Source organism: Paenibacillus sp. FSL R5-0914 (assembly GCF_038004525.1).
Classification (GTDB): domain Bacteria; phylum Bacillota; class Bacilli; order Paenibacillales; family Paenibacillaceae; genus Paenibacillus_AQ.
Genome location: NZ_JBBORH010000002.1, coordinates 789,861 through 810,767, shown reverse-complemented (window position 1 = coordinate 810,767; position 20,907 = coordinate 789,861). Strand labels below are relative to the sequence as shown.

Here is a 20,907-nt window from a genome sequence, read left to right as displayed (position 1 = left end):
CAAGGGCTGTGAGGTTGCATAAAGCAACTTTACAGTCCTTTTTCATTTCAACCTCTCATCCATCATATAATACTAAAAATGAAGGACCTCGGAGGTACCTAAGGAATGAATCCTATACTGAGCACAGTAGATAATGAGATCGAGCGTTTAACGGCATTCCTGATTGATCAACAGCAGCAAGATGGATCTTGGCACTTTTGTTTTGAGAATGGAATCGTTATCGATGCCTATGTCATCATTCTCTTTCGGATTTTGAACGTACAGAATGAAGCCCTGATTCGACAGCTACATGATCGCATTCTTGCTGAGCAGCAATCCGCTGGATTCTGGCAATTGTATAGAGATGAAAAAGATGGTAACTTATCCACCTCGGTTGAAGCCTACTACGCCCTTCTCTATTCTGGGTACAGTAAGGTGACAGATGAGCCGATATTGCGCGCAAAGCATTATATTCAATCCAAAGGAGGAATTGGAAAAGTAACTAGCATCCTAACCAGAGTCATTCTCGCAGCTACTGGACAGAGCAAATGGCCTTTATCGATCTCTTCGATTCCCCTAGAAGTTCTGTTGTTCCCGTCTTATTTTCCTATTAACTATTTTGAGTTCTCTGGCTACTCAAGAGTGCATCTCACGCCTATGCTTATTATGGCCGATCGACGTTTCTCGATCTCAACAGCGAATGCTCCCGATCTATCTGATCTCATAGACACACGCATTGAAGATACTGAACCCGCTTCCCGTGGATATCATGAGCTGCAGGACGTTATTCAAACTGGCCTAAGCAGACTTCTTGGAAGCCCTCGCTACATTCACGAAGTTGCCCGAACTAAAGCAGAACAGTTTATTCTCCAGCGGATTGAATCCGACGGGACTCTATACAGTTACGCAACTAGTACAATTCTTATGGTGTATGCCCTTCTGGCTCTGGACTATGACCAGCAGCATCCTCTGATTACGAATGCCATAGATGGGCTTACCTCGATGCAATGCCGTTCGGAAAGTAAAACAACAATTCAAAACTCTCCGTCTACGATATGGGATACGGCTCTAATCGCTTATGCTTTACAGGAGGCACAAATTCCCGATCATCATCTCGCGATTCAACGTGCTACTCCTTATCTGCTGACCAGACAACAGCATAAAACTGCTGATTGGAGCATTCATAATCCGGATACGACTCCGGGGGGATGGGGTTTCTCAGAATCTAATACGATTAATCCGGATGTGGATGATACGACCGCTGCTTTACGAGCCATTCGAAGTTTATCAATAACTCAGCCATCCTATCTAGAGTCATGGAATCGTGGACTGAACTGGGTCCTATCGATGCAGAATAAAGACGGTGGCTGGCCAGCTTTTGAAAAAAACACCAATAAAGAAATGCTCACTTGGCTCGCAATCGATGGGGCTAAATCTGCTGCTATTGATCCCTCGGAGGCAGATCTAACCGGGCGCACCTTGGAGTATCTCGGGAACTTTGCCGCCCTTGATACGCGAAACGAATTCATCGGGCGAGGTGTGAAATGGCTGATTCAGCATCAGGAGAAGGATGGCTCATGGTACGGAAGATGGGGCGTTTGTTACATCTATGGGACTTGGGCTGCCTTAACAGGATTGCAGGCCGTTGGCCTGCCACTGGAACATGAAACATTGCAAAAAGGAGCAAATTGGCTCCTAAGCATACAGAACTCGGATGGGGGTTGGGGGGAATCTTGTCATAGTGATCGGCTTTTGAAATATGTGCCATTAGGCGAAAGTACGCCTTCCCAAACCGCATGGGCGCTTGACGCACTCATCACCATTCAGCCGAAATCAACAGCTGCGGTGGAAAAAGGAATTGAAAGATTAATCATGTCTATTCATGAAGAGGATTGGAAAACTTCTTATCCAACAGGCGCTGGTCTCCCCGGTAATTTCTATTCCAATTATCATAGTTATCGCTATATCTGGCCGTTACTTACACTGAGTCATTTTAGAAAAAAATACGGTCAAGGATAATACTCGGTAATAACTAGCGTAGTCCTGCTTCACTTCTCAAGGTGTCTCATAAAAGCTAGATCGCGCCTTATGTAGTCCTTTTTGAGAATCTAGCTCCCCTTTCCAATACCCCGCTCCGGTATGTATTCATCAGTTCAAACAAAAATTCGTAAAAAACATCAGAGCAGCGATCATCGTTATTGGAGAATCGTTGCTCTGATGTTATGAACCGGGGGTTGAATACTTTTGTCCGTTACACTTCCTTCTAAATCACCCATCCATTTATAGCTGTACAAAATACAGTTAAACACCTCGCTGCTCCCGTTACCTTCATCCGCCTCCATACTGTTACACAGAGGGTTACATCATTACTCGATTTACTTTTTGGAGCATGATACCGAAATATTCCCTTTCAAGAAACAGGCGTAATCGTCGGTGGTTTCGGTGACCGTTCCCAAGCATGGGTTACCTGCAATGTTGCAGCATAGGTGATCAATGAAACGATTAGAGTTCCGGACAGTTCAATAATCTGCCCCAGGTCCATTCGTTCCAGTATACCGTGAGCCGTCATCCCGCAAATCGTCATGATAATTCCTCCCGCGCCCACCTTGAATACAACGCGAAAGTCAAAATAAAATCCGATCGTTCCTGCCACAGACATAAAATTCAGCAGTGTCAGCAGCAAAAGCCCCAGTCCGAACCCTATAGCAACCCCTTCGATGCCAATATTAGAACCGAGAACAAAGATCGCAATCACTTCAAAAATATTCGTAAGAATATGGTTCCACATGACGGTTGATGCTTTCCCCAAACCAAGCAGAATCGCTTGCAGTGGTGCTCCAAAATAATAAAGGAAAAATAAGGGGGCAATCAACCTTAGCAGCTCGCCCGCTTCTGGCGAATGATAGATCAAAGTAGTTAATGGTACAGCCCATAAGTACAGGATGATTGTACATGGAAGACCAACAATAAGCGCGGATCGCATAGCCATATCCATCCGACTATGCATAAGCTTGCTATTATTGCTCACACTTGCTTCGCTGATCGCCGGAATTAATGCAGTGGACAACGATTGTGTGAAGAAGCTGGGGAGAAACAACATGGGGAGAGCATATCCCGCTAAAAGTCCAAATTGCTTAGTCGCCATCTCAACCCCCACACCAAACAGGACTAGACTTTTCGTAATCAGCAATGGGAGAAACGCATGATAGAGAGAATGAATAAAACCGCTGCCTGTCATCGGTAAGCCGATGCGCAGCAGATCTCTCAACGTACTGTCTCCTTTGGGTGAAAAACTTGAATTAGGCGGTGGGGTGGGTTTGATCTTCCCTCGATTTGCCCATTTGAAGACAGCAAACAAATAGAGCAAACCAAAACCTTCGCCGATCACGGAAGCCGCCATAGCGCCCGCAGCTGCATAAGTAATCCCATAAGGCAGCAAAACGTTCACAACACCGATAATGACAATGATTTGCGCCAAATTCTCAATAATATCGGAAAAGGCCAGCGGGTTCATGTTCTGTTTTCCACGAAAATAACCTTTTAATACAGCTGACATCGCAATAATTGGAATGATCGGCGTAATAGCGACCATAGCATAATACGCCCGCTGATCGGCTAAAAAAACCGACGCGATCCATTTGGATCCAAATAGAGCCACTAAAGTTAGTATAATACTCAACGTACCCGTAATACTTAAAGATACTTTGAGAATTCGCTTTACTCGCGCTTCATCCTGCTTAACCTCAGCTTCTGAGACAAGCTTTGAAATCGCAACAGGAAGCCCCAGCTCTGTCAGCGTAATAAACAAGGGTAGCAGCGGATGAGCAATCATAAGCAGCCCTACCCCCTCGGCTCCTAAGAAACGTGCCAGCAAAACGCCATTCAAAAATCCGAGCCCTTTTGTAAAAAATGACGACACAGTTAAAATGAACGTGCCACGAATAAAGCTTTGTTTACGCATCCCCATCTCTACGCATCTCCACCTATGGTTTGTCCTGGTCCTACTTTCTAACTTATTCGAACAAACACAAGTACATGCAGACAAGTATTTGCAAAGTATATAATCTGCAAAAAGCCCGACACACCATAGTTGGTATACCGGGCAATTTCCTCATATTCTAGTATCCGATAAAGGAGTTGAAATCCCCCCTCCATACTCATGTGGAGTAGTGGAAATGAAATATATGATCCCCCCGCAACAATAAGTACAACAAAAAAACCGCGAAAAATATCGCGGTTTTTAGAAATGATTAATATTAACGATCTATCTAACATTAACGCATGACACCTAGTCGATTTTATTGAATTCAATCCAATCGATCTGCAAACCTGGTTTGATGAACTCCAATTTCATATCATAAAGACCTGCTTCGAGTTCAACTTTCACAAGCTTTTGTCTGATCCACTGACCTTCAGTACCATTTGTTTGAATGGTTGTCATCAATTGATCATTCACTGATACATTGCACGCACTTTGAGCCAGCTCAGGTTCCGTTGACATGATATGCACCAGGATACGGTATTGACCAGCCTGTTCCACTTTAAAGCTAGTCGATCCTTCTACGACAGGTTTAACCTGTGGATTCTGTGATAAGGATTGAGCTTGTTCTCCAGTAAGTGAAGGATTAGCTTTAAAGAACTCTACAGTTTCTACAATTTCCTGTTTTCTCGAGAATACAGGTGCATTCATGATAAACTCACAAATGTTTATGGCAGAACGTTGGAGCTCTCCACGGGTTAACGTACCATTTTCCAAGGACTCAATGGTGTTATCATTCCATCCGTTAATTTCTGCACCATAGTTAGGTACAACCATGTAGAGGTCGTTTTGTGCACGAACCATCCAATTTGTAAATTTCCGATCTGCTGGTCCACCATTAACTACATCATTCATGATCGCCCACCAGTCAGTCATTACAATGCCTTTAAAGCCCCACTCCCCACGAAGAATCGTGGTGTTCAAATCATAATTCGAAGCCGCCCAGTGTCCATTAACTGGATTGTAGGAGGTCATTATAGAATTCGAACCGCCCTGCTTCACGGAGATTTCAAAACCTTTCAAATAAATCTCACGAAGTGCACGTTCAGACACCACGGCGTTTACTTTACTACGATGTTTCTCCTGATTGTTACAAGCGAAATGCTTCATCGTAGCGGTTGAGCCGCCTTTCAAGATACCGCGAGTACATGCAGCAGCAAACACCCCAGAGATCAAAGGATCTTCTGAAAAATACTCAAAGTTACGTCCATTAAGCGGACTGCGTCGGATATTAAGGCCAGGTCCAAGCAAGGAATCCACGTTATTTCTTAACAACTCTTGCCCTTCCATAACATAAAGCTCTTCTACCAAATCCGCATTCCAAGTAGCTGCAAGAAGCGTTCCGATTGCAACTTGAGTCGCCTTTGCTCCGCTGTCCATACGAATCCCTGAAGGACCATCAGCTGTACAAGCCACTGGAATTCCGAGATTAAATAAACTGTCACTTACTCCTCCAAATGCAGAAGCCGTGCCCGGTGTAACTAAAGGACTGCTCATCCCTTCACCACGTACAATTGCAGCCAAATCCTCATCACTGAGCTGTGCAATGAAGGCTTCCATGCTAACCTTCTGTTCATATACGTCTCTTAATTTATATCCTTTATTACCTGTTTGTGAGATCGTCTCTGGAAGATTAGTTTCAATTCGCTCAGCCAACGAAATTTTACGTTTAGGAACTTCAACATAAACAATCTCGTACGAACCGTCCGCCTTCTGAGCGCCTGGCATCATTCTCGTAAAGCTTTCTGTAGGCGCGAGAGCTTCTTGCAATTGCTCCACAACTTGAAGAGCTTCAACGACATAGCCGTCTTTACCCTCAACACTGACTGCCACCACTTGTTTAACACTAGTTCCCACATACAAGCGGTACGTACCTTCTTCGAGAACATAGGCAGAAGCATGTCCTGTCACGCCTGCGTCATCATAAGAAGCCATAGAATGAGCTGAGAAACTCACGTTAAGGCGCTGTGCTTCACCTGGTTCAAGAACTTTCGTCTTACCGAATGACACCAGAGCTTTAGCTGGTTTACCAAGCTTACCTTGCGGAGCTTCATAATAGACCTGAACAACCTCTTTACCAGCAAAGGAAGTTCCTGTATTGGTAACGGTTACGCCGATTTCAATGAAAGACTCGCCTTCTTTGGTAATCAATTTGGCTTCTTCTGGCTCGATACTAAAAGTTGTATAAGATAAACCATAACCAAATTCAAATTGAACCTTATCTGGACAAAATGTCTCGAAATAACGATATCCTACATAGATATCTTCCTGATACAAGTTCGTAAATTCATTGCCGTAATTCTGTGTTGATGGGTAATCATTGATGGAATAAGCGATTGTATCCGTCAGTTTACCACTTGGAGTTACCTCTCCAGACAGCACATCTGCAATCGCATTTCCGCCTTCCATACCACCCTGCCATGAATAAATCACAGTTGAAATTGGATATTTATAGCTTTCATCGTTCATCCAGTTCATATCAATAATGTTGGAGACATTCAGGACAACGATTGTTTGCTCAAAATATGTAGTTACCTGCTTCAGCATTGCCTGTTCATCATTTGTTAATTGGTAGCTGCCCGGTGCATCAGCATTATCCTGATCTTCCCCTGCCGTGCGTCCAATTACAAGAATGGCTTTATTCGATTTGTTTCTAGCTTCGGAAACCAATTCATTGCTCAAAGACATTTCCTTCTGATGCCAAGGTTCTGCAGCCCATGCGCCTCCACCATTATCAAATGGATTCTGTTCAATCCACTTTTCATAGACAGCAGCCAGCTCTTCGTTAACTGTAAAGTTCTTCTTAGTGCGAAGACCATCCAATAAATTGGTCGTATAAGTAACATGGACACTACCGCCGGAACCTGTACCACTGCGATAATAATTCACTTGGGATCTGCCAAAAATCGCAACATTATCGCCTTCGCCAAGCGGAAGTACCTGATTATCATTCTTCACCAGCACCGCACCTTCAGCGGCTACTGTCCGGCTAAATTCTGCAAAACCTTCTAATGGAATTCCCACATTCTGTGTGCTCAACTTATTTCCTCCTGTTGTTCAATTCTATAGGTTGTTTCTTGAAATCTTCAATTCCTTTAATAACATGCTAACAATGCATCTATATCATTATAGTACATTGGAAAACTGGAATATATATAATAATTAACTTTATTAATATAATAATTTTAGTTTGGACCCTTCACTAATTTAATAACGAGTAATTTTGCTGTTGGATGTAAGACCGAAGGAAGAATATGATATGGCACATATTCCAGGGGCTATATCTATTCCTATTGAAGAATTAGAAGAGAAGCTTGCTTACTTACCCTCAAATTGTGATGTAGTCGCTTATTGTAGAGGACCTTACTGTTTAATGTCCGTGGAGGCAGTCGAATTATTAAAAACAAAAGCAAGAAGATTAAGAAGTGTTGCTAGAAAGGCGGAAAATCTAATGTCGACGAAAGTTAGTGATTCTACAAGTATTAGCAATCACCCTGAATGGTTACAAAGTTACCTCGTTTCTCCAGAAAAGCAACACCAATTATATCGGAAAACACTATTTATTGTCATCATTTCGCAAATTTTTGGAGGAGCAGGTCTTGCTGCTGGAATCACTGTAGGCGCCCTCCTAGCTCAAAACATGTTAGGAACCGATAGCTTCTCGGGCGTTCCTGCTGCACTATTTACACTAGGATCTGCTGGGGCAGCATTATTTGTAGGACATCTATCGCAAAGATTCGGAAGGCGTTCTGGTCTTGCTACTGGCTTCTTAATAGGCGGATTAGGAGCAATCGGAGTCGTAATTTCTGCTTTAACTAATAATATTCTACTTTTAATGTTCTCATTGCTTATCTATGGAGCAGGCACAGCAACTAATTTGCAGACACGTTATGCGGGTACAGATCTGGCGGCCCCCACTCAACGAGCAACAGCGATTAGCATCGCGATGGTTTCAACTACATTTGGTGCTGTTGCTGGGCCAAACTTAGTTAATGTAATGGGGAAGTTCGCTGAATCTATTGGTGTCCCGGCTCTTGCCGGACCGTTCATTCTAGCTGCTGCAGCATACATTGTCGCTGGTTTAATCCTTCTAGCTTTACTTAGACCAGATCCGCTCGTTGTTGCAAAAGCTCTTGCAGAGGCACTAAGCTCCACTCCAAGTCATCCTGATCATTCAACAGGAAATACAGCTTCTTTCAACAAAAAGGGCGTTATTATTGGAGCCACAGTAATGGTCTTAACTCAAGTTATCATGATCGCAATAATGACAATGACTCCAGTACATATGGGACATCATGGACATGGACTGAAATCAGTGGGACTTGTTATCGGATTTCATATAGGTGCGATGTACATCCCTTCTCTTTTAACAGGGATTCTCGTTGATAAAGTTGGACGAAAAGCAATGGCAATTGCTTCAGCAGTCACTCTACTTCTTGCAGGCATAACAGCGGCTATAGCTCCTGCTGATTCTTTACTTGTGCTTATCATTGCATTGTCTTTGCTCGGACTAGGTTGGAATTTCGGTTTAATTAGCGGCACTGCACTAATCTTAGATTCTACTACACTAAATTCCAGTTACGCCATTTTATCACTTGGTGGAGGCTTCGTTGCATTATTGCTTATTCCAGTCGTTCTTTCGTCTCGAAATTTGAATAACAATAACAAAGGTTGACCTCAAGAAAGATATGAGATCAACCTATGACTTTTAATAGTAATTTATTTTAAAAAATAGCGTACATTTCAATCCACAAGTGGGCTAATCGTCATTTGTATAATACTAATTTCACCATGACCGCCCGTGATTCTCAGCGTATTAATAGCACCCGGCAATACATTGACGGTAATATTCGTACGGCCACTAAATTGTTGATCTCCACCAGTGGAGAGGGCATTAAGGAGCGAGTAATCCTTATCATTGACGTATAAATTCACTTTTGCCAGACGTTCACTCGTAGCATAATGAAGTTCAATGGAAGCTCTGCCTCCCTCTCCTCCCTCTATATTATTGAAAATAACGTAGGAACCCTCTGTTTGTAAGTGGCTCACCACCTGTTGACCTGATTCTAGCGTCTGTATTTCTGCTCCTCCAAAAACCATACAATCCGCAGCCGGATATGTCTTAAGATAAGGATTGACTTCCGGTGTAGTTCCAATCGATGAGACGCCCTCTTTTGTCTGAATAACCGGCTTGATCGTACCGTCTTCGTTGAACTCTAGGTAATCGATACACACGCTACGCAGATTACCTTCTCCAGAAATGGACTGATTATGATAGAACAAATACCATTGGTCTTTGAACTCCACCACGGAACCATGAGTTGTTGAACAGCCTGTCGGCTCTAGAAAGATCCCTCTGTACATCCACGGACCAAGCGGATTCTCACTGGTTGCGTATCTCATTCGATTATTGTCTTCTAAGTTATCCGCATAGGTAAGGTAGTAAAGACCGTTTCTTTTGAATACCCAGGCTGCTTCATGGAAATCTTCTAGTCCCTCCATTTCAGTCATCCCGTTCTTCAGAGACAACATATCTTCATTCAGTTCCCCGCCAAGACATGTACTCCCTCCGCCGTAATACATATAAGCGCGATCATCTTCGTCCACTAACACACATGGATCGATCAAAGCGAATCCACCAAGCCCTGGAATATATCCCTGATCGGTAAAATCACTTGCTGGCTTCTTGCTTGTCGCTACCCCAATTTTCCACGAATCATTCCAATTCGAGTCACTCGGATGAGGATAATAGAAATAGTAGGTTCCATTCTTGTACGCACAGTCTGGAGCCCACATGAAACCGCCTTCAGGTCTGCCCCAAGCGACATCGTCCGAACTAAGAATTTCACCTTCATCCACCCAATTCACCATATCTTGAGAGGAAAACACGTGGTATCTGTCCATAAGATCACAGCCTCTGGCTGGATCCATATCATGGGAAGCGTAAATATAAATCTTACCATCACTCCAGACATGAGCTGATGGGTCAGCCGTATAGATGGATGTAATTACAGGATTCAAAGATGTTCTCTTTTTTGATTCGACAATTATATCTTGATTGTTGTTAGACATGATAAGACCTCCTAAAGTATGCTTTTTTGATAGGTTGCTATTCTACTTCTGTATTTGACCATGAGTATTTAGGTTGCCAAGACAGGAGCTTTTTCGCCAAAGTATTACTGACAATAGCCTCTCTATCTTGGAATGTCTTACGCAAGTCTCCTACTTCAGAGTAAAAGCTCTTCAGCAGTTCTTCTGTTGTTCGGTCACTTAATGTATCATCTCCAGTGATGTTCAGGTGGATGGCTCCATTAAGTTCAGCTTGAAGAGCGGCAATACAAGCCGTCACTGCATCCCGAATATCAATATAACTCCATAAAATAGGTTTGAACGTCTCCGGTTTTGCTATCGCAAGATGTCGATAATCTCCAGGACCAGTAATCATAGAGAAACGTAGGGATGTCACCTGCATACCGTTTCTCCGGTGAAACATTTCAGCAGTCAGCTCGTTGACGACTTTGGAGAGTCCATAACATTCTTGCGGTAGCTGTGGATGGTCTTCGTCTACCGGAAAATAATGCGGTGAAAAGGGTTGTGGAGCCCAAGCAAATCCGTAGGATGACTCACTTGAGCCCATTATCACTTTACGAATACCCAAGAGAGAAGCTGCTTCCAGTACATGATAACCAGCCACTGTATTGTTCGCATAAATATAAGAATATGGATAATGAATCGGAGCAGGTATTGCAGCTAAATGTATGATAGCATCTACGCCTTCAAGCGATCCCACCACTTGCCCGAAATCATTCAGATCGACTTTAATCTGCTTGCAATGAATTCGATCAGACAGATGATTATCTAACGACACAACATCATATTTCTGCTCTTGGAGCATCCCGATTACTTGAGAGCCAAGTTTGCCCCCACCACCAGTAACGGCAATAGTGTTCATTTCAATCTACCTCCTTGATCTGCGGTTATTTTAGTACTGTAATCTAAGGGCGTACCAATGTTCCGTCTGCTTTGCGGTCCAGAGGATAAGGCCGGTGATATTGACTAGAACTCCATTGTTCTCTGAGAAGAGATTTAGCCTGCACTTCATCGATATCAATACCTAATCCCGGTTTGTCAGAGGGGTACAGGTACCCACCTTGTCTGACGATATGTCCTGGAAAAGCTTCTAATTCTTCCTGCTTGAAATGATTAATTTCCTGGATGCCGAAGTTCCAAAGTGCCATATCCAGATGAACTGCAGCTGCCTGGTTCACTGGATCATTTTCTCCTCCTTCTTGCCAAGCCGTGCGGACACCGTAGATTTCACCCAATGCGGCTATTTTACGACAGGCACTGATGCCCCCTGCCTTAGAAACTCGTACCCTAATAAAATCAATCAGTTTCTCCTGCATAAGCCCTGTCCATTCCTGCGGGTTCACAAATAACTCACCCACAGCCTGCGGTGTTGCGCTCTGTTGCCGAAGCTGGCGGTACCAACCAATCTGCTCTGGTGCTATTGCATCCTCTAAGTAGAAAAGACTGTAAGGCTCTAAGCGTTTTGAGAGTTGAATCGCATGTATAGGCGAGAGGTGCTCATGGACATCATGAGTGAACTGAACGCCGGATCCAAATTCCACACGAAGCTTCTCGAACATGTCAGGAATGGCATTCAGATAAGCATGCTCGTCAAATACAGGACCACTGCTCCAAGGATGGACAGGAAGCTTCGCTTCCTTCCCGCTGACAAACCCACCGCCGCCGTATCCTCCCATCTGGACACGAATCACTGTGTAACCTTCCTCAATGAATTTATAGACATCTTCCTTGAGCTCTGTGATATCATTGCCACCAGCATGGCCATAACAAGGGATCGCCGAACGGCAGGCACCTCCCAGAAGCTGATAGACTGGCAGGTTCGCTTCTTTACCTTTGATATCCCACAAGGCCATATCAATACCACCGATAGCCGTATTAAGAATCGCACCGTTTCTCCAATAACCACTCATATGCATAAGATGCCAGAGGTCTTCAATATTTGCCGGATCACGACCCTTTAGAAGTGGTGCAAGCAGTTGCTCAACAACTTGAACTACAGCCTCAGGATTATACAAATCTGATGCGGAACCAATCCCATACAATCCATCCTGATCCGTCGTTACTTTCACAATTGTCCAGCTTCCATCATGTCTGGTGCGGATGCATTCTACTCCTGTTATTTTTGCCATGATTTCACCATCCCCTTTTGTGTCGCTTTTATTTTAATGTAATCATCGACACATCCAAACGGGACGTTATTAAACTTTCCACCGCATTTCTATCCTCTTCCTGTTGATGGGATAGAATGGAACAAAAAACGTCCCAGACTGTCGTAAAACGACAACTTGGGACGCCTTTTTATTAATCAAAAACCCTTATGATAATCACTTCAAATTATAAATCCGATACAGTAGGTCTGTGGTCTCCGCACGTTTCAGCAGCCTTCTGAATTCAGATTGGCGTCACTTCCATGCAGTAACTCCGCAGCTTATTTTTTGGCAGCAAGATAAGCGTCTATTTGTTTCTGAGTTTCAGTAATAATTTTATCAAGTCCGTTTTTCTTTTGAGTCTCCACATAATCCGCTACAGCTTTGTTAACATCCTTCACCATACCGTATTCAATCGGTCTGCTGATCTCATCGGTGGCTTGATCGCGTTTAGCTAATTCATTCTTCATAGCATCTTCAGCAATAAACAGACCGTCAATCGGGGAATTCACATTGTACGGCTGATTAGCAAAATCGGCTTCTTTCACCCAGAAATCTTTAGCATAAGTTGTTGTTGGACGCATGTATTGAGGTTTCCAGAACGCCCATTGTCCACCCCACTCCATGTAATTACTCGTAGAAGACTGCATGCCTTCCGGATAATCCGCAGCTTCACCATTCAGGACATAGGTTTTGCCTTCGATACCGTATTGCAACAAATCATATAGCGTTTGGTCAGTCTCAACCATATCAAGGAAACGAAGTACCCGATCTGGATTCTTGGAGTTTACATTGATGGCTACAACATTAGCAAGTGCTGTACGGTTGACATACTTTTTGTCTGGATACATGAGCGACATCCCTTGTTTATAGGAAGCATCAGAGAAGCCTGGATCAGCATAAGCCCATTCATGTGATGTTACAGTAAAGAGCAATTTACCGTTTCTCCACTGATCTTCTGCTCCTTCTTTATCAATCATGGCATCTCTGTTGATCAGTTTGTCGTCATACCATTTCTTTGCCAAAAGAGAAGCTTCGAGGAAGAAAGGCTGTTGTTCAACAGATTGAATAGTAATTTTTGGATCACTCAGATAGAAGCCTAACCCATGGAAGTTGAGATCTACCCATTCATCGCGGATATAATACAAAGATAGAGGTGTAGTACGGGAAAGCTTCTCGTTCGGATAAGCTTTTTTCAGCTCACGAAGCAGATTGTCGACATCTTCAATCGTTTGAATAGAATCCGGAGCGATGTTAATGCCTGCTTTTTCAGCCAGATCTGAACGCCATCCAGCAAATTTACGTTCATTCATTTTCATTGTCCATGGAAGTCCTACGATTTGTCCGTTAACTGTTGCAGCTCCTAACGTTCCTTGTTCTACATATTTCTTCTCAAGATTAGGCGCATATTTCGGGAGCAGATCATTTAAGGCCATGTAGGAACCTTTTGCAGCCATTTGTTTATAGGAGAGCCAATCTCCATCAAAGTTCATATCCCAGTTATCCCCGGATGCGGCCATCACGAGCATTTTTTCCTTGAAGTCGCCAAAAGGTATGAAATTTACGGAGAACTTAACGTTTAGGCCTTTGGATTTCACGTAATCACTAATTTTGGACCAAACCTCGTCCGTGGCCGCCTTTTTGTCCCCACCGAAATAGAATTTGAGTGTAACTTCATCTTCACCTTTCGCAGGCTCTGTGTTAGAACCGGTGTTGCCCTTGTTTTGATTCGTTTCATTGGATGAAGTATTTCCGCCACTCGAGCTACATGCGGACATAATCAGTCCTAGCAATAGCATTGCTATCAGGACGATCTGAAATCTACCCATGCGTTTGCGCATCCTAATCTCCCCTTTTACCTTTAATTTATACTATACGACTTAAGTCGACATAGTTAACCTTTAACTGCTCCAACCATAAGACCTTTAACGAAATAACGTTGCAGGAATGGATACAAGAAAATAATAGGTCCAATGGTTATAACTGTTAGCGCCATTTTGATAGACTCGGAAGGAATCTGAGCTGAAATCCGCTGCATCGCTGCCGCATTTCCAGAGTTCTTCAAGAAATCGACATTAGAGATCAATGTACGCAGAAGGAGTTGCAGTGGTTGAAGCTCTTGCTTATCGACGAACATTAACCCGAGGAACCAGTCGTTCCAATACCCGAGTGCTACGAACAAGCCAACAGTCGCTAGAACTGGTAGAGCCAGTGGCATGATCAGCCTAGAATAGATTCTGAATTCACCTGCACCGTCCATTTTGGCCGATTCATGCAGATCCTCTGGAATAGAGAGCATAAAGTTTCGAATTAGAAACATATTGAAGGCATTCCCCAGCGATGGAAGAATAAGCGCCCAAATCGTATCTTTCAAATGCAGGTATCTGACGATAACGATATACCAGGGAACCAATCCCCCACTGAAGAGCATGGTGATGATGACAAAGATAGAAAGAATATTCCTATATTTAAAAGAACGTCTTGCCATTACATAAGCGCCCATGCTCGTTAAGAAGAGCGACAAAATAGTTCCGACAACAGTGACGAATGTGCTGACTCCGTACGCTTCAAAGATTCGATTAGAGCCAAGAAGTAAAATACGATAGGAATCAAATGTTATCGTCTTCGGCCATATAGAATAGCCGTACTGCATAATATCTTTTTCCGTACTAAGCGAGCCTGAGATCACCATGAGAAACGGGAACAGGCAGGCCAGACTGAATAGGCCGATGACCAAAGCGATTAGGAACTGGCTGAAAGAGAATTTTCTTGCTGACATCGTGTGGGATGACCTCCTTAAAGTTAGATGAGCTTGGCTTTAGAATATCGCTGAGTCTTTGTCGATTTTGCGTGCCGCATAGTTACTCCCAAGGACTAGGAAGAAGGCAACAAAGGACTGTAGAAAGCCCGCAGCGGAAGCCATCCCAATATCACCAGATTTACGCAGGCTCCGATAGACAAAGGTGTCAATAACATCTGTGGTTGGAAAGAGTAGAGAAGCGTCACCTACCATGGCGTAGAACATCCCAAAATCAGCATTCATAATTCTACCTACTGCTAGTAGCGTCAGGATGATAATCGTTGGCCGCAGCATAGGAATACTGATGTACCTGATCTGCTGCCATCTAGATGCTCCATCAATGGAAGCAGCTTCATAATAGGAACTGTCAATAGAGGTTAACGCGGCCAAATAGATAATTGTGCCATAGCCAGTGATTTTCCAGCGGGCAGCAATGGTTAGGATAGCCGGCCACAGCTCGGCTCTACTATAGAAGTCAATCGGTTGAAGATTTAGGTACTCCAGGAAGCGATTTATCGCTCCATTCTCATAGTTCATCAGATTATAAGCGAATACACCTACAACAATCCATGAGATAAAGAACGGTAAAAAGGTCAAGGATTGCGTAATTCGTTTGAAATACTTATTGCGCATTTCATTCAATAGGAGAGCAAACCCAACTTCAAAAACGAGCCCTATTGCTATAAAGAGAGCATTTAATAGGATCGTGTTGCGGATGGCCCGGAATGCCACCGGAGAAGAGAATACATAGTCAAAGTTGCTGAACAGTGGGTCCATCCAATCACTTCCAAAAATCCCTTTGGAGAAATCAAAATTCTTGAAGGCGATTACAAGACCAGCCAGCGGTAGATAGTTAAAGAGCAAGAACAGTACCCCGACGGGTAAGAACATGAGCAGCAAGGTGCGATTTTTGTACAGTTCCTTGAACACTCCGTTTAGTTTCATATCGATTTCCCTTTCGCTGTTTGGATAAATTAATTGTAAAAGAGTGGATGTGCACTTACTATGAGTCAATCTTGCACTTTGTTGATTCATTTTTATCCTGATCCACGAGATATCCAATTCCCTGTGTAAAAATAAAAGTAGCGATTCTCTTAGATGCGAGAATCGCTACTTTATAAGTCTTTTAACGATTTGATTGAGTCAGGCCATTAATGGGCCTCACCTGTTTTGGACAATTCTTCGTCTACCTTCATAGGGTGTCGCAATAAAATACGGGTCCCTCCTTGTGCTCCGATCTGAATCTGTAGCTTATAGTCAGAGCCAAAATACAGCTTCAGACGGTCGTTCACATTGCGCAAGCCCACACCTCTCCGAGTAGTTGTATACATTTCCTCCTCAGGATCTTCATAATCCAGCTCGTCAATGATACTTTGTGGAATGCCTTTTCCATTATCTGCAATCTCGATGATCATATCTTCCTTTTCACGTCTAGCGGACACAATGATTTTCCCCTTCTCGAAGTCAGTCCGCACACTATGTTGGATTGCATTTTCTACTAGAGGTTGTAGCAGCAGGCGAAGGAATGGAAAATCCAGCAAATCCTCATCTATGGAATATAAAATCCGGATTGTTTTGCCCATTCGGGCCTGTTCAATCAGCACATAAGCTTTAACTTGCTCAATCTCACGCCGCAGCGTGGTAATCTCCTTTCCTTGATTCAGGCTGAGCCGAAGTAGATTTCCCAGTGCAGATACCATATCACTAATGTCGCTGCGGCCATGATTTTCTGCCTTCCACCGAATAGATTCAAGCGTATTATAGAGAAAATGTGGGTTGATCTGGTGGCTGAGCACCTGAAACTCCAAAGCCTTCTTCTTTCGCTCGGAACGCCACGCTTCCTGGATCAATACGTCAATCCGCTGGACAAGACTTCCGACGCCTCGATACAACCAGCCTACTTCATCTGTTCTTGACGAAGTCAACGCTTCTGTCTGGAAATTGCCCTCTTCCATTCTCCGCATAAGCCTTACCAGACGTGCGATAGGGTGGGTGAAATACACCGTAATGTAAAAAACAACGGCAAAGCAGCAGACGAGATAAATAAACAGAAAGATGATTAGCAGACGTGTCATTTCATCACTTGTTCCAGTCAGTTCCTTCAATAACGTCAGGCTGACAATCGCCCAAGGCTCACTGTCTAAGCTGACATAAGTAGTAAGATACTTGTGTCCATCAATCTTGATCGTTTGTGAGCCTGCCGGATTTTTTTGAAGATGGGTAATGAACGAATTCGAAGGAAATCGTGTGCCGGCCCATTCATTGGATGATGAGTCATAATAAATAGTACCGTCACGATTCATGAGTAGCAGCTTCTGATTCTTCAATTGCTCAGTGGGTGAGAAGTAACGCTTCAAATGATCCTCTGAAACTTCTGTAACGACCATACCTCGGGGCTTACGGTCATAGAGTCCTGAAAAACGCTTAATATATCCTAGCAGAGGGCGTCCATATTTTCCTTGCTGTGGCATAAATAACTCCCACATTGGACCTACAGTCCCTTGTGACCGCGTAAACCATTCCTCTGAAGTTATATTCGCCGCTTCTCCCAAAGTATTCATATAAGAAGGATACAGCGAAGGATTTATTGGATATACTCGCACTCGGAAAGCATCGATTTGTGGAGTGGCCTGATAGAGCACAGTAAGTAGATTTACAGTAAAATCCTCTTCTTCAGCAGAATTGGCGGGCGGATCAATCAGTAAATCTTGTACACGTTTATTGCCGATAAGAGTGTTGACCTGATCATTAAGTGTATTAAGATAAATCTCAAAATTTTTAGCTGCTTGCTGAAGGTAGCTCAGTGAGATCTTAGTGTTCGTATTCGTGATGCCTTCAATAGACTTAATATGCGCAAAGTAAGCAAAGATGAGAAAAGGCACAATAATAATCATAAAAAATACCAATATAATACGGTTCCTTAACGATGCGCCCAGACGCAGAGTGAAACGATTCATAACAATTCCCCCAATCCTTACATGTCGACAATAATCCCCGCAATAATTTGCGATCCACTCATTGTGGCAAAAAATGCATTTTATATAATTAGGCTGTAGCATTCATCATCTTATGGAAAAGAGGAATCGTATTGACTGGAGCTAGCAAAACCGTTGTACATATCATCTCTCATACACACTGGGATAGAGAATGGTATATGCCCTATGAAGCCCATCACGTTAAGCTTATCGAAACTATAAATTCTTTGATCGAGACGTTTGAATCCGACCCGGATTTTAAGAGCTTTTATCTAGATGGACAAACCATAGTAGTGGAAGATTATTTACAGGTCTATCCTGAAAAGCGTGAAATCATCCAGAGATTATGCGATGCTGGCAAGCTCTCTCTTGGGCCGTGGTATATTCTTCAAGACGAATTTCTGACAAGCGGTGAAGCTAATGTTCGCAATCTGCAAATCGGACATCGTGATGCAAGGACATTCGGTCCCATCTCTAAGATCGGCTATTTCCCGGATTCTTTTGGCAATATGGGCCAAGCTGCACAGATTCTTCAGCAAGCTGGAATCGATACAGCCATCTTCGGCAGGGGTGTGAAAGCTACTGGGTTCAACAATCGCGTGGTAGATGCCTCTGATCAGGAATCTCCTTACTCTGAGCTGATCTGGCAATCTCCTGACGGCTCCAAAGTGCTCGGTATTCTCTTTGCGAATTGGTACAACAATGGCATGGAAATTCCTGTTGATCCTGATACTGCTAAAAGCTACTGGGACCATCGCATTGCACGTACCAGACAATATGCTTCCACCCGACATTTACTGCTTATGAATGGATGTGATCACCAGCCCATCCAAACCGATCTTTCAGAAGCTTTACGTGTTGCGCGTGAATTATATCCAGACTGTGATTTCATTCATTCTAACTATGATGATTATATAAAAGCCGTTAAAAATGAGCTTCCCGATGACCTAACCCTTACTACAGGGGAGCTGCGTGGGCAACATACAGACGGCTGGTACTCACTAGTAAATACTGCTTCAGCGAGGGTATACATCAAGCAGCTCAATCAACAGAACCAGACTCTTCTAGAAAAAATAGCTGAACCGCTAGCCGCTATCGCACATGGATTAGGCAAAGCTTATCCGCACGGTCTAATGCAATATGCCTGGAAGACGCTTATGCAGAACCATCCGCATGACAGTATTTGCGGCTGCAGTGTAGATGAAGTCTACCATGAGATGAAGACTCGGTTTGCAAAAAGCATGGAGGTCGGATCAGCCCTCATAACTGACAGCGCCAGATTCATTAGTGCTAAGGTCGATACCTCTATCTTCGCATCATTTGGAGAAGACGCCACTGCGTTCGTAGTTTATAATACTAGCGGCTATTCTAGCAGCAGCGTTGTGACCTTGGAAATTGAGTGGTCTCATCGTTTCTTCAATCAAAGTGAAGACCCAAGTGCCGTGTTCAAGCAAGTCTCTGACAGATCGCATGGCGAGGGCTACCTGGTCAATTCCCAAGGTGATCGATTAGACTGCACTGTTGAAGATCTGGGTGTACGCTTCGGTTACGAGCTGCCTAACGATAGATTTAGACAGCCTTATATGGCGCATGCATTACGGCTAACCTTTGAGGCAAAATCGCTTCCTGCCCTAGGACTGGCAACTTTTGCTTGGATTCCCGCAATGGACACAGCGATATCGAAATCTTCAAGTGACACACTGATTACCGATGACTTCACTATGGAGAATGAATTTATTCGAGTCATAGTGGCACAAGACGGCAGCTTTTCTATGTTCGACAAAGGCAGCGATGAGCTGTACAGCGATCTTGGTGTATACGAGGATGTCGGCGACATAGGTAATGAATACATCTTCAAACAACCCGAAGGTGATGTAGCCATAACTACACGCGGCATCCCTGCTGAGATTCGCCTAACGGAGAATACCCCTTACAGAGCTGCTTTTGAAATCAGACACACCTTAGAAGTTCCAGCCACAGCAGATGAACAGTTACAGCAGGAAGTAGAAACCATGGTTGAGTTCCGTAAGCGGAAGTCGGTCCGGTCACAGCAGCTTGTCCCTCTAAATATTGTGACTCGAATCAGTCTGGAGCGTGAAAGCCATGCATTGCAAGTGCATACTCGAATCGACAACACCGCCAAGGATCACCGTCTACGTGTTCTGCTGCCAACTGGCATTAAGACGGCGCTTCATTACGCAGATTCCGTCTTTGAAGTCGCAGAGCGCGAAACCATACCTGCACCGGAATGGGAGAACCCAAGCAACTGTCAGCATATGCAGGCGTTCGTGGATGTACATGCCGATGATCGCGGCTTGACCGCAGCCGGTAAAGGTCTTAATGAGTACGAGGTGTTGCAGGATGATAAAGGTACAATCGCCCTAACACTCCTTCGTTCCATAGGAGAACTTGGCGACTGGGGCGTCTTTCATACCCCTGATGCTCAGTGCCTTGGCGTTAATGTAGCAGAGTGGAGCCTTATCCCACATGGCGGAGGTGACAACCGCTTCGCGGCCTACCGTGAAGCCTATCGTTATGCTGTTCCCGTCACCACTGCTCAGACCGGTATTCATGAAGGAACACTTCCTCCTGTGCACAGTTTTCTGGCATGGGATGGTAAAGAAATGGCTTTTTCCAGTTTAAAAATCAATGAAGATAATGGAGATTTAATGGCACGCTGGTACAATCTTGCTTACACGCCTTCGAATTTGAGTATTAATACCCGAGAAAACTCCCTGCTATACCACAGTAATATCATGGAAGAAATGACCTCCGAGGTTCAGACACAGCCGATTCCTGTATGTAAGGCTGGGATTGTAACTATAGGAATCACGCCACTATAAATACTTGCAAAGATCCAGGGTGCCAGGTTCTTCC

The 20,907-nt window shown here is 43.8% G+C and carries 12 protein-coding genes; 3 read left to right on the top strand and 9 right to left on the bottom strand.

All coding sequences use genetic code 11. The features are described from left to right. The first annotated feature begins 105 nt into the window (after window positions 1–105). Window positions 106–1,998 carry a squalene--hopene cyclase gene (shc, locus tag MKX60_RS19880; RefSeq protein ID WP_341060753.1) on the top strand — a complete coding sequence of 631 codons (1,893 nt, stop codon included), beginning with the start codon at window positions 106–108 and terminating at the stop codon, window positions 1,996–1,998. 391 nt (window positions 1,999–2,389) lie between these two features. On the opposite strand, the gene spoVB is transcribed toward shc, so the two are convergent. Both spoVB and MKX60_RS19870 read right to left on the bottom strand, forming a co-directional pair. Further along, complete coding sequence (gene spoVB, locus MKX60_RS19875; RefSeq protein WP_341060752.1) at window positions 2,390–3,946, bottom strand: stage V sporulation protein B; 1,557 nt, start codon at window positions 3,944–3,946, stop codon at window positions 2,390–2,392. A 321-nt stretch (window positions 3,947–4,267) separates the two neighbouring features. Continuing rightward, window positions 4,268–7,057 carry a glycoside hydrolase family 3 C-terminal domain-containing protein gene (locus MKX60_RS19870; protein ID WP_341060751.1) on the bottom strand — a complete coding sequence of 930 codons (2,790 nt, stop codon included), beginning with the start codon at window positions 7,055–7,057 and terminating at the stop codon, window positions 4,268–4,270. A 184-nt stretch (window positions 7,058–7,241) separates the two neighbouring features. Here MKX60_RS19870 and MKX60_RS19865 point away from each other — a divergent pair, with 184 nt between their 5' ends. Continuing rightward, window positions 7,242–8,693 carry an MFS transporter gene (locus MKX60_RS19865; protein WP_341060750.1) on the top strand — a complete coding sequence of 484 codons (1,452 nt, stop codon included), beginning with the start codon at window positions 7,242–7,244 and terminating at the stop codon, window positions 8,691–8,693. 68 nt (window positions 8,694–8,761) lie between these two features. On the opposite strand, the gene MKX60_RS19860 is transcribed toward MKX60_RS19865, so the two are convergent. The 7 genes from MKX60_RS19860 to MKX60_RS19830 all read right to left on the bottom strand — a co-directional run bounded on the left by MKX60_RS19860 (window position 8,762) and on the right by MKX60_RS19830 (window position 18,012). Then, window positions 8,762–10,090 carry a family 43 glycosylhydrolase gene (locus tag MKX60_RS19860; RefSeq protein ID WP_341060749.1) on the bottom strand — a complete coding sequence of 443 codons (1,329 nt, stop codon included), beginning with the start codon at window positions 10,088–10,090 and terminating at the stop codon, window positions 8,762–8,764. 37 nt (window positions 10,091–10,127) lie between these two features. Further along, window positions 10,128–10,970 (bottom strand): NAD-dependent epimerase/dehydratase family protein, encoded by an 843-nt coding sequence (locus MKX60_RS19855; RefSeq protein WP_341060748.1) that lies wholly within the window; start codon window positions 10,968–10,970, stop codon window positions 10,128–10,130. Window positions 10,971–11,013: 43 nt separating this feature from the next. Further along, window positions 11,014–12,237: an enolase C-terminal domain-like protein gene (locus tag MKX60_RS19850; RefSeq protein WP_341060747.1), complete on the bottom strand. Its 1,224-nt coding sequence runs from the start codon at window positions 12,235–12,237 to the stop codon at window positions 11,014–11,016. Between the two features lie 299 nt (window positions 12,238–12,536). Further along, a complete protein-coding gene (locus MKX60_RS19845; protein ID WP_340969369.1) occupies window positions 12,537–14,096 on the bottom strand; it encodes an extracellular solute-binding protein in 1,560 nt (519 codons plus the stop codon). 53 nt (window positions 14,097–14,149) lie between these two features. Beyond that, window positions 14,150–15,034 (bottom strand): carbohydrate ABC transporter permease, encoded by an 885-nt coding sequence (locus MKX60_RS19840; protein WP_042188123.1) that lies wholly within the window; start codon window positions 15,032–15,034, stop codon window positions 14,150–14,152. A 39-nt stretch (window positions 15,035–15,073) separates the two neighbouring features. Then, on the bottom strand, window positions 15,074–16,000 hold the full coding sequence (locus MKX60_RS19835) for an ABC transporter permease (RefSeq protein WP_042188121.1): 927 nt from the start codon (window positions 15,998–16,000) through the stop codon (window positions 15,074–15,076). A gap of 206 nt (window positions 16,001–16,206) precedes the next feature. Next, the gene (locus MKX60_RS19830; protein ID WP_341060746.1) at window positions 16,207–18,012 is read right to left on the bottom strand and encodes a cache domain-containing sensor histidine kinase; all 1,806 of its coding nucleotides are present in this window, start codon (window positions 18,010–18,012) and stop codon (window positions 16,207–16,209) included. A 131-nt stretch (window positions 18,013–18,143) separates the two neighbouring features. Between MKX60_RS19830 and MKX60_RS19825 the strand changes: the two genes are divergently transcribed. Further along, entirely contained in the window at window positions 18,144–20,873 is a 2,730-nt protein-coding gene (locus MKX60_RS19825) for an alpha-mannosidase (RefSeq protein WP_076299030.1), read from the top strand. Window positions 20,874–20,907: the final 34 nt, after the last annotated feature.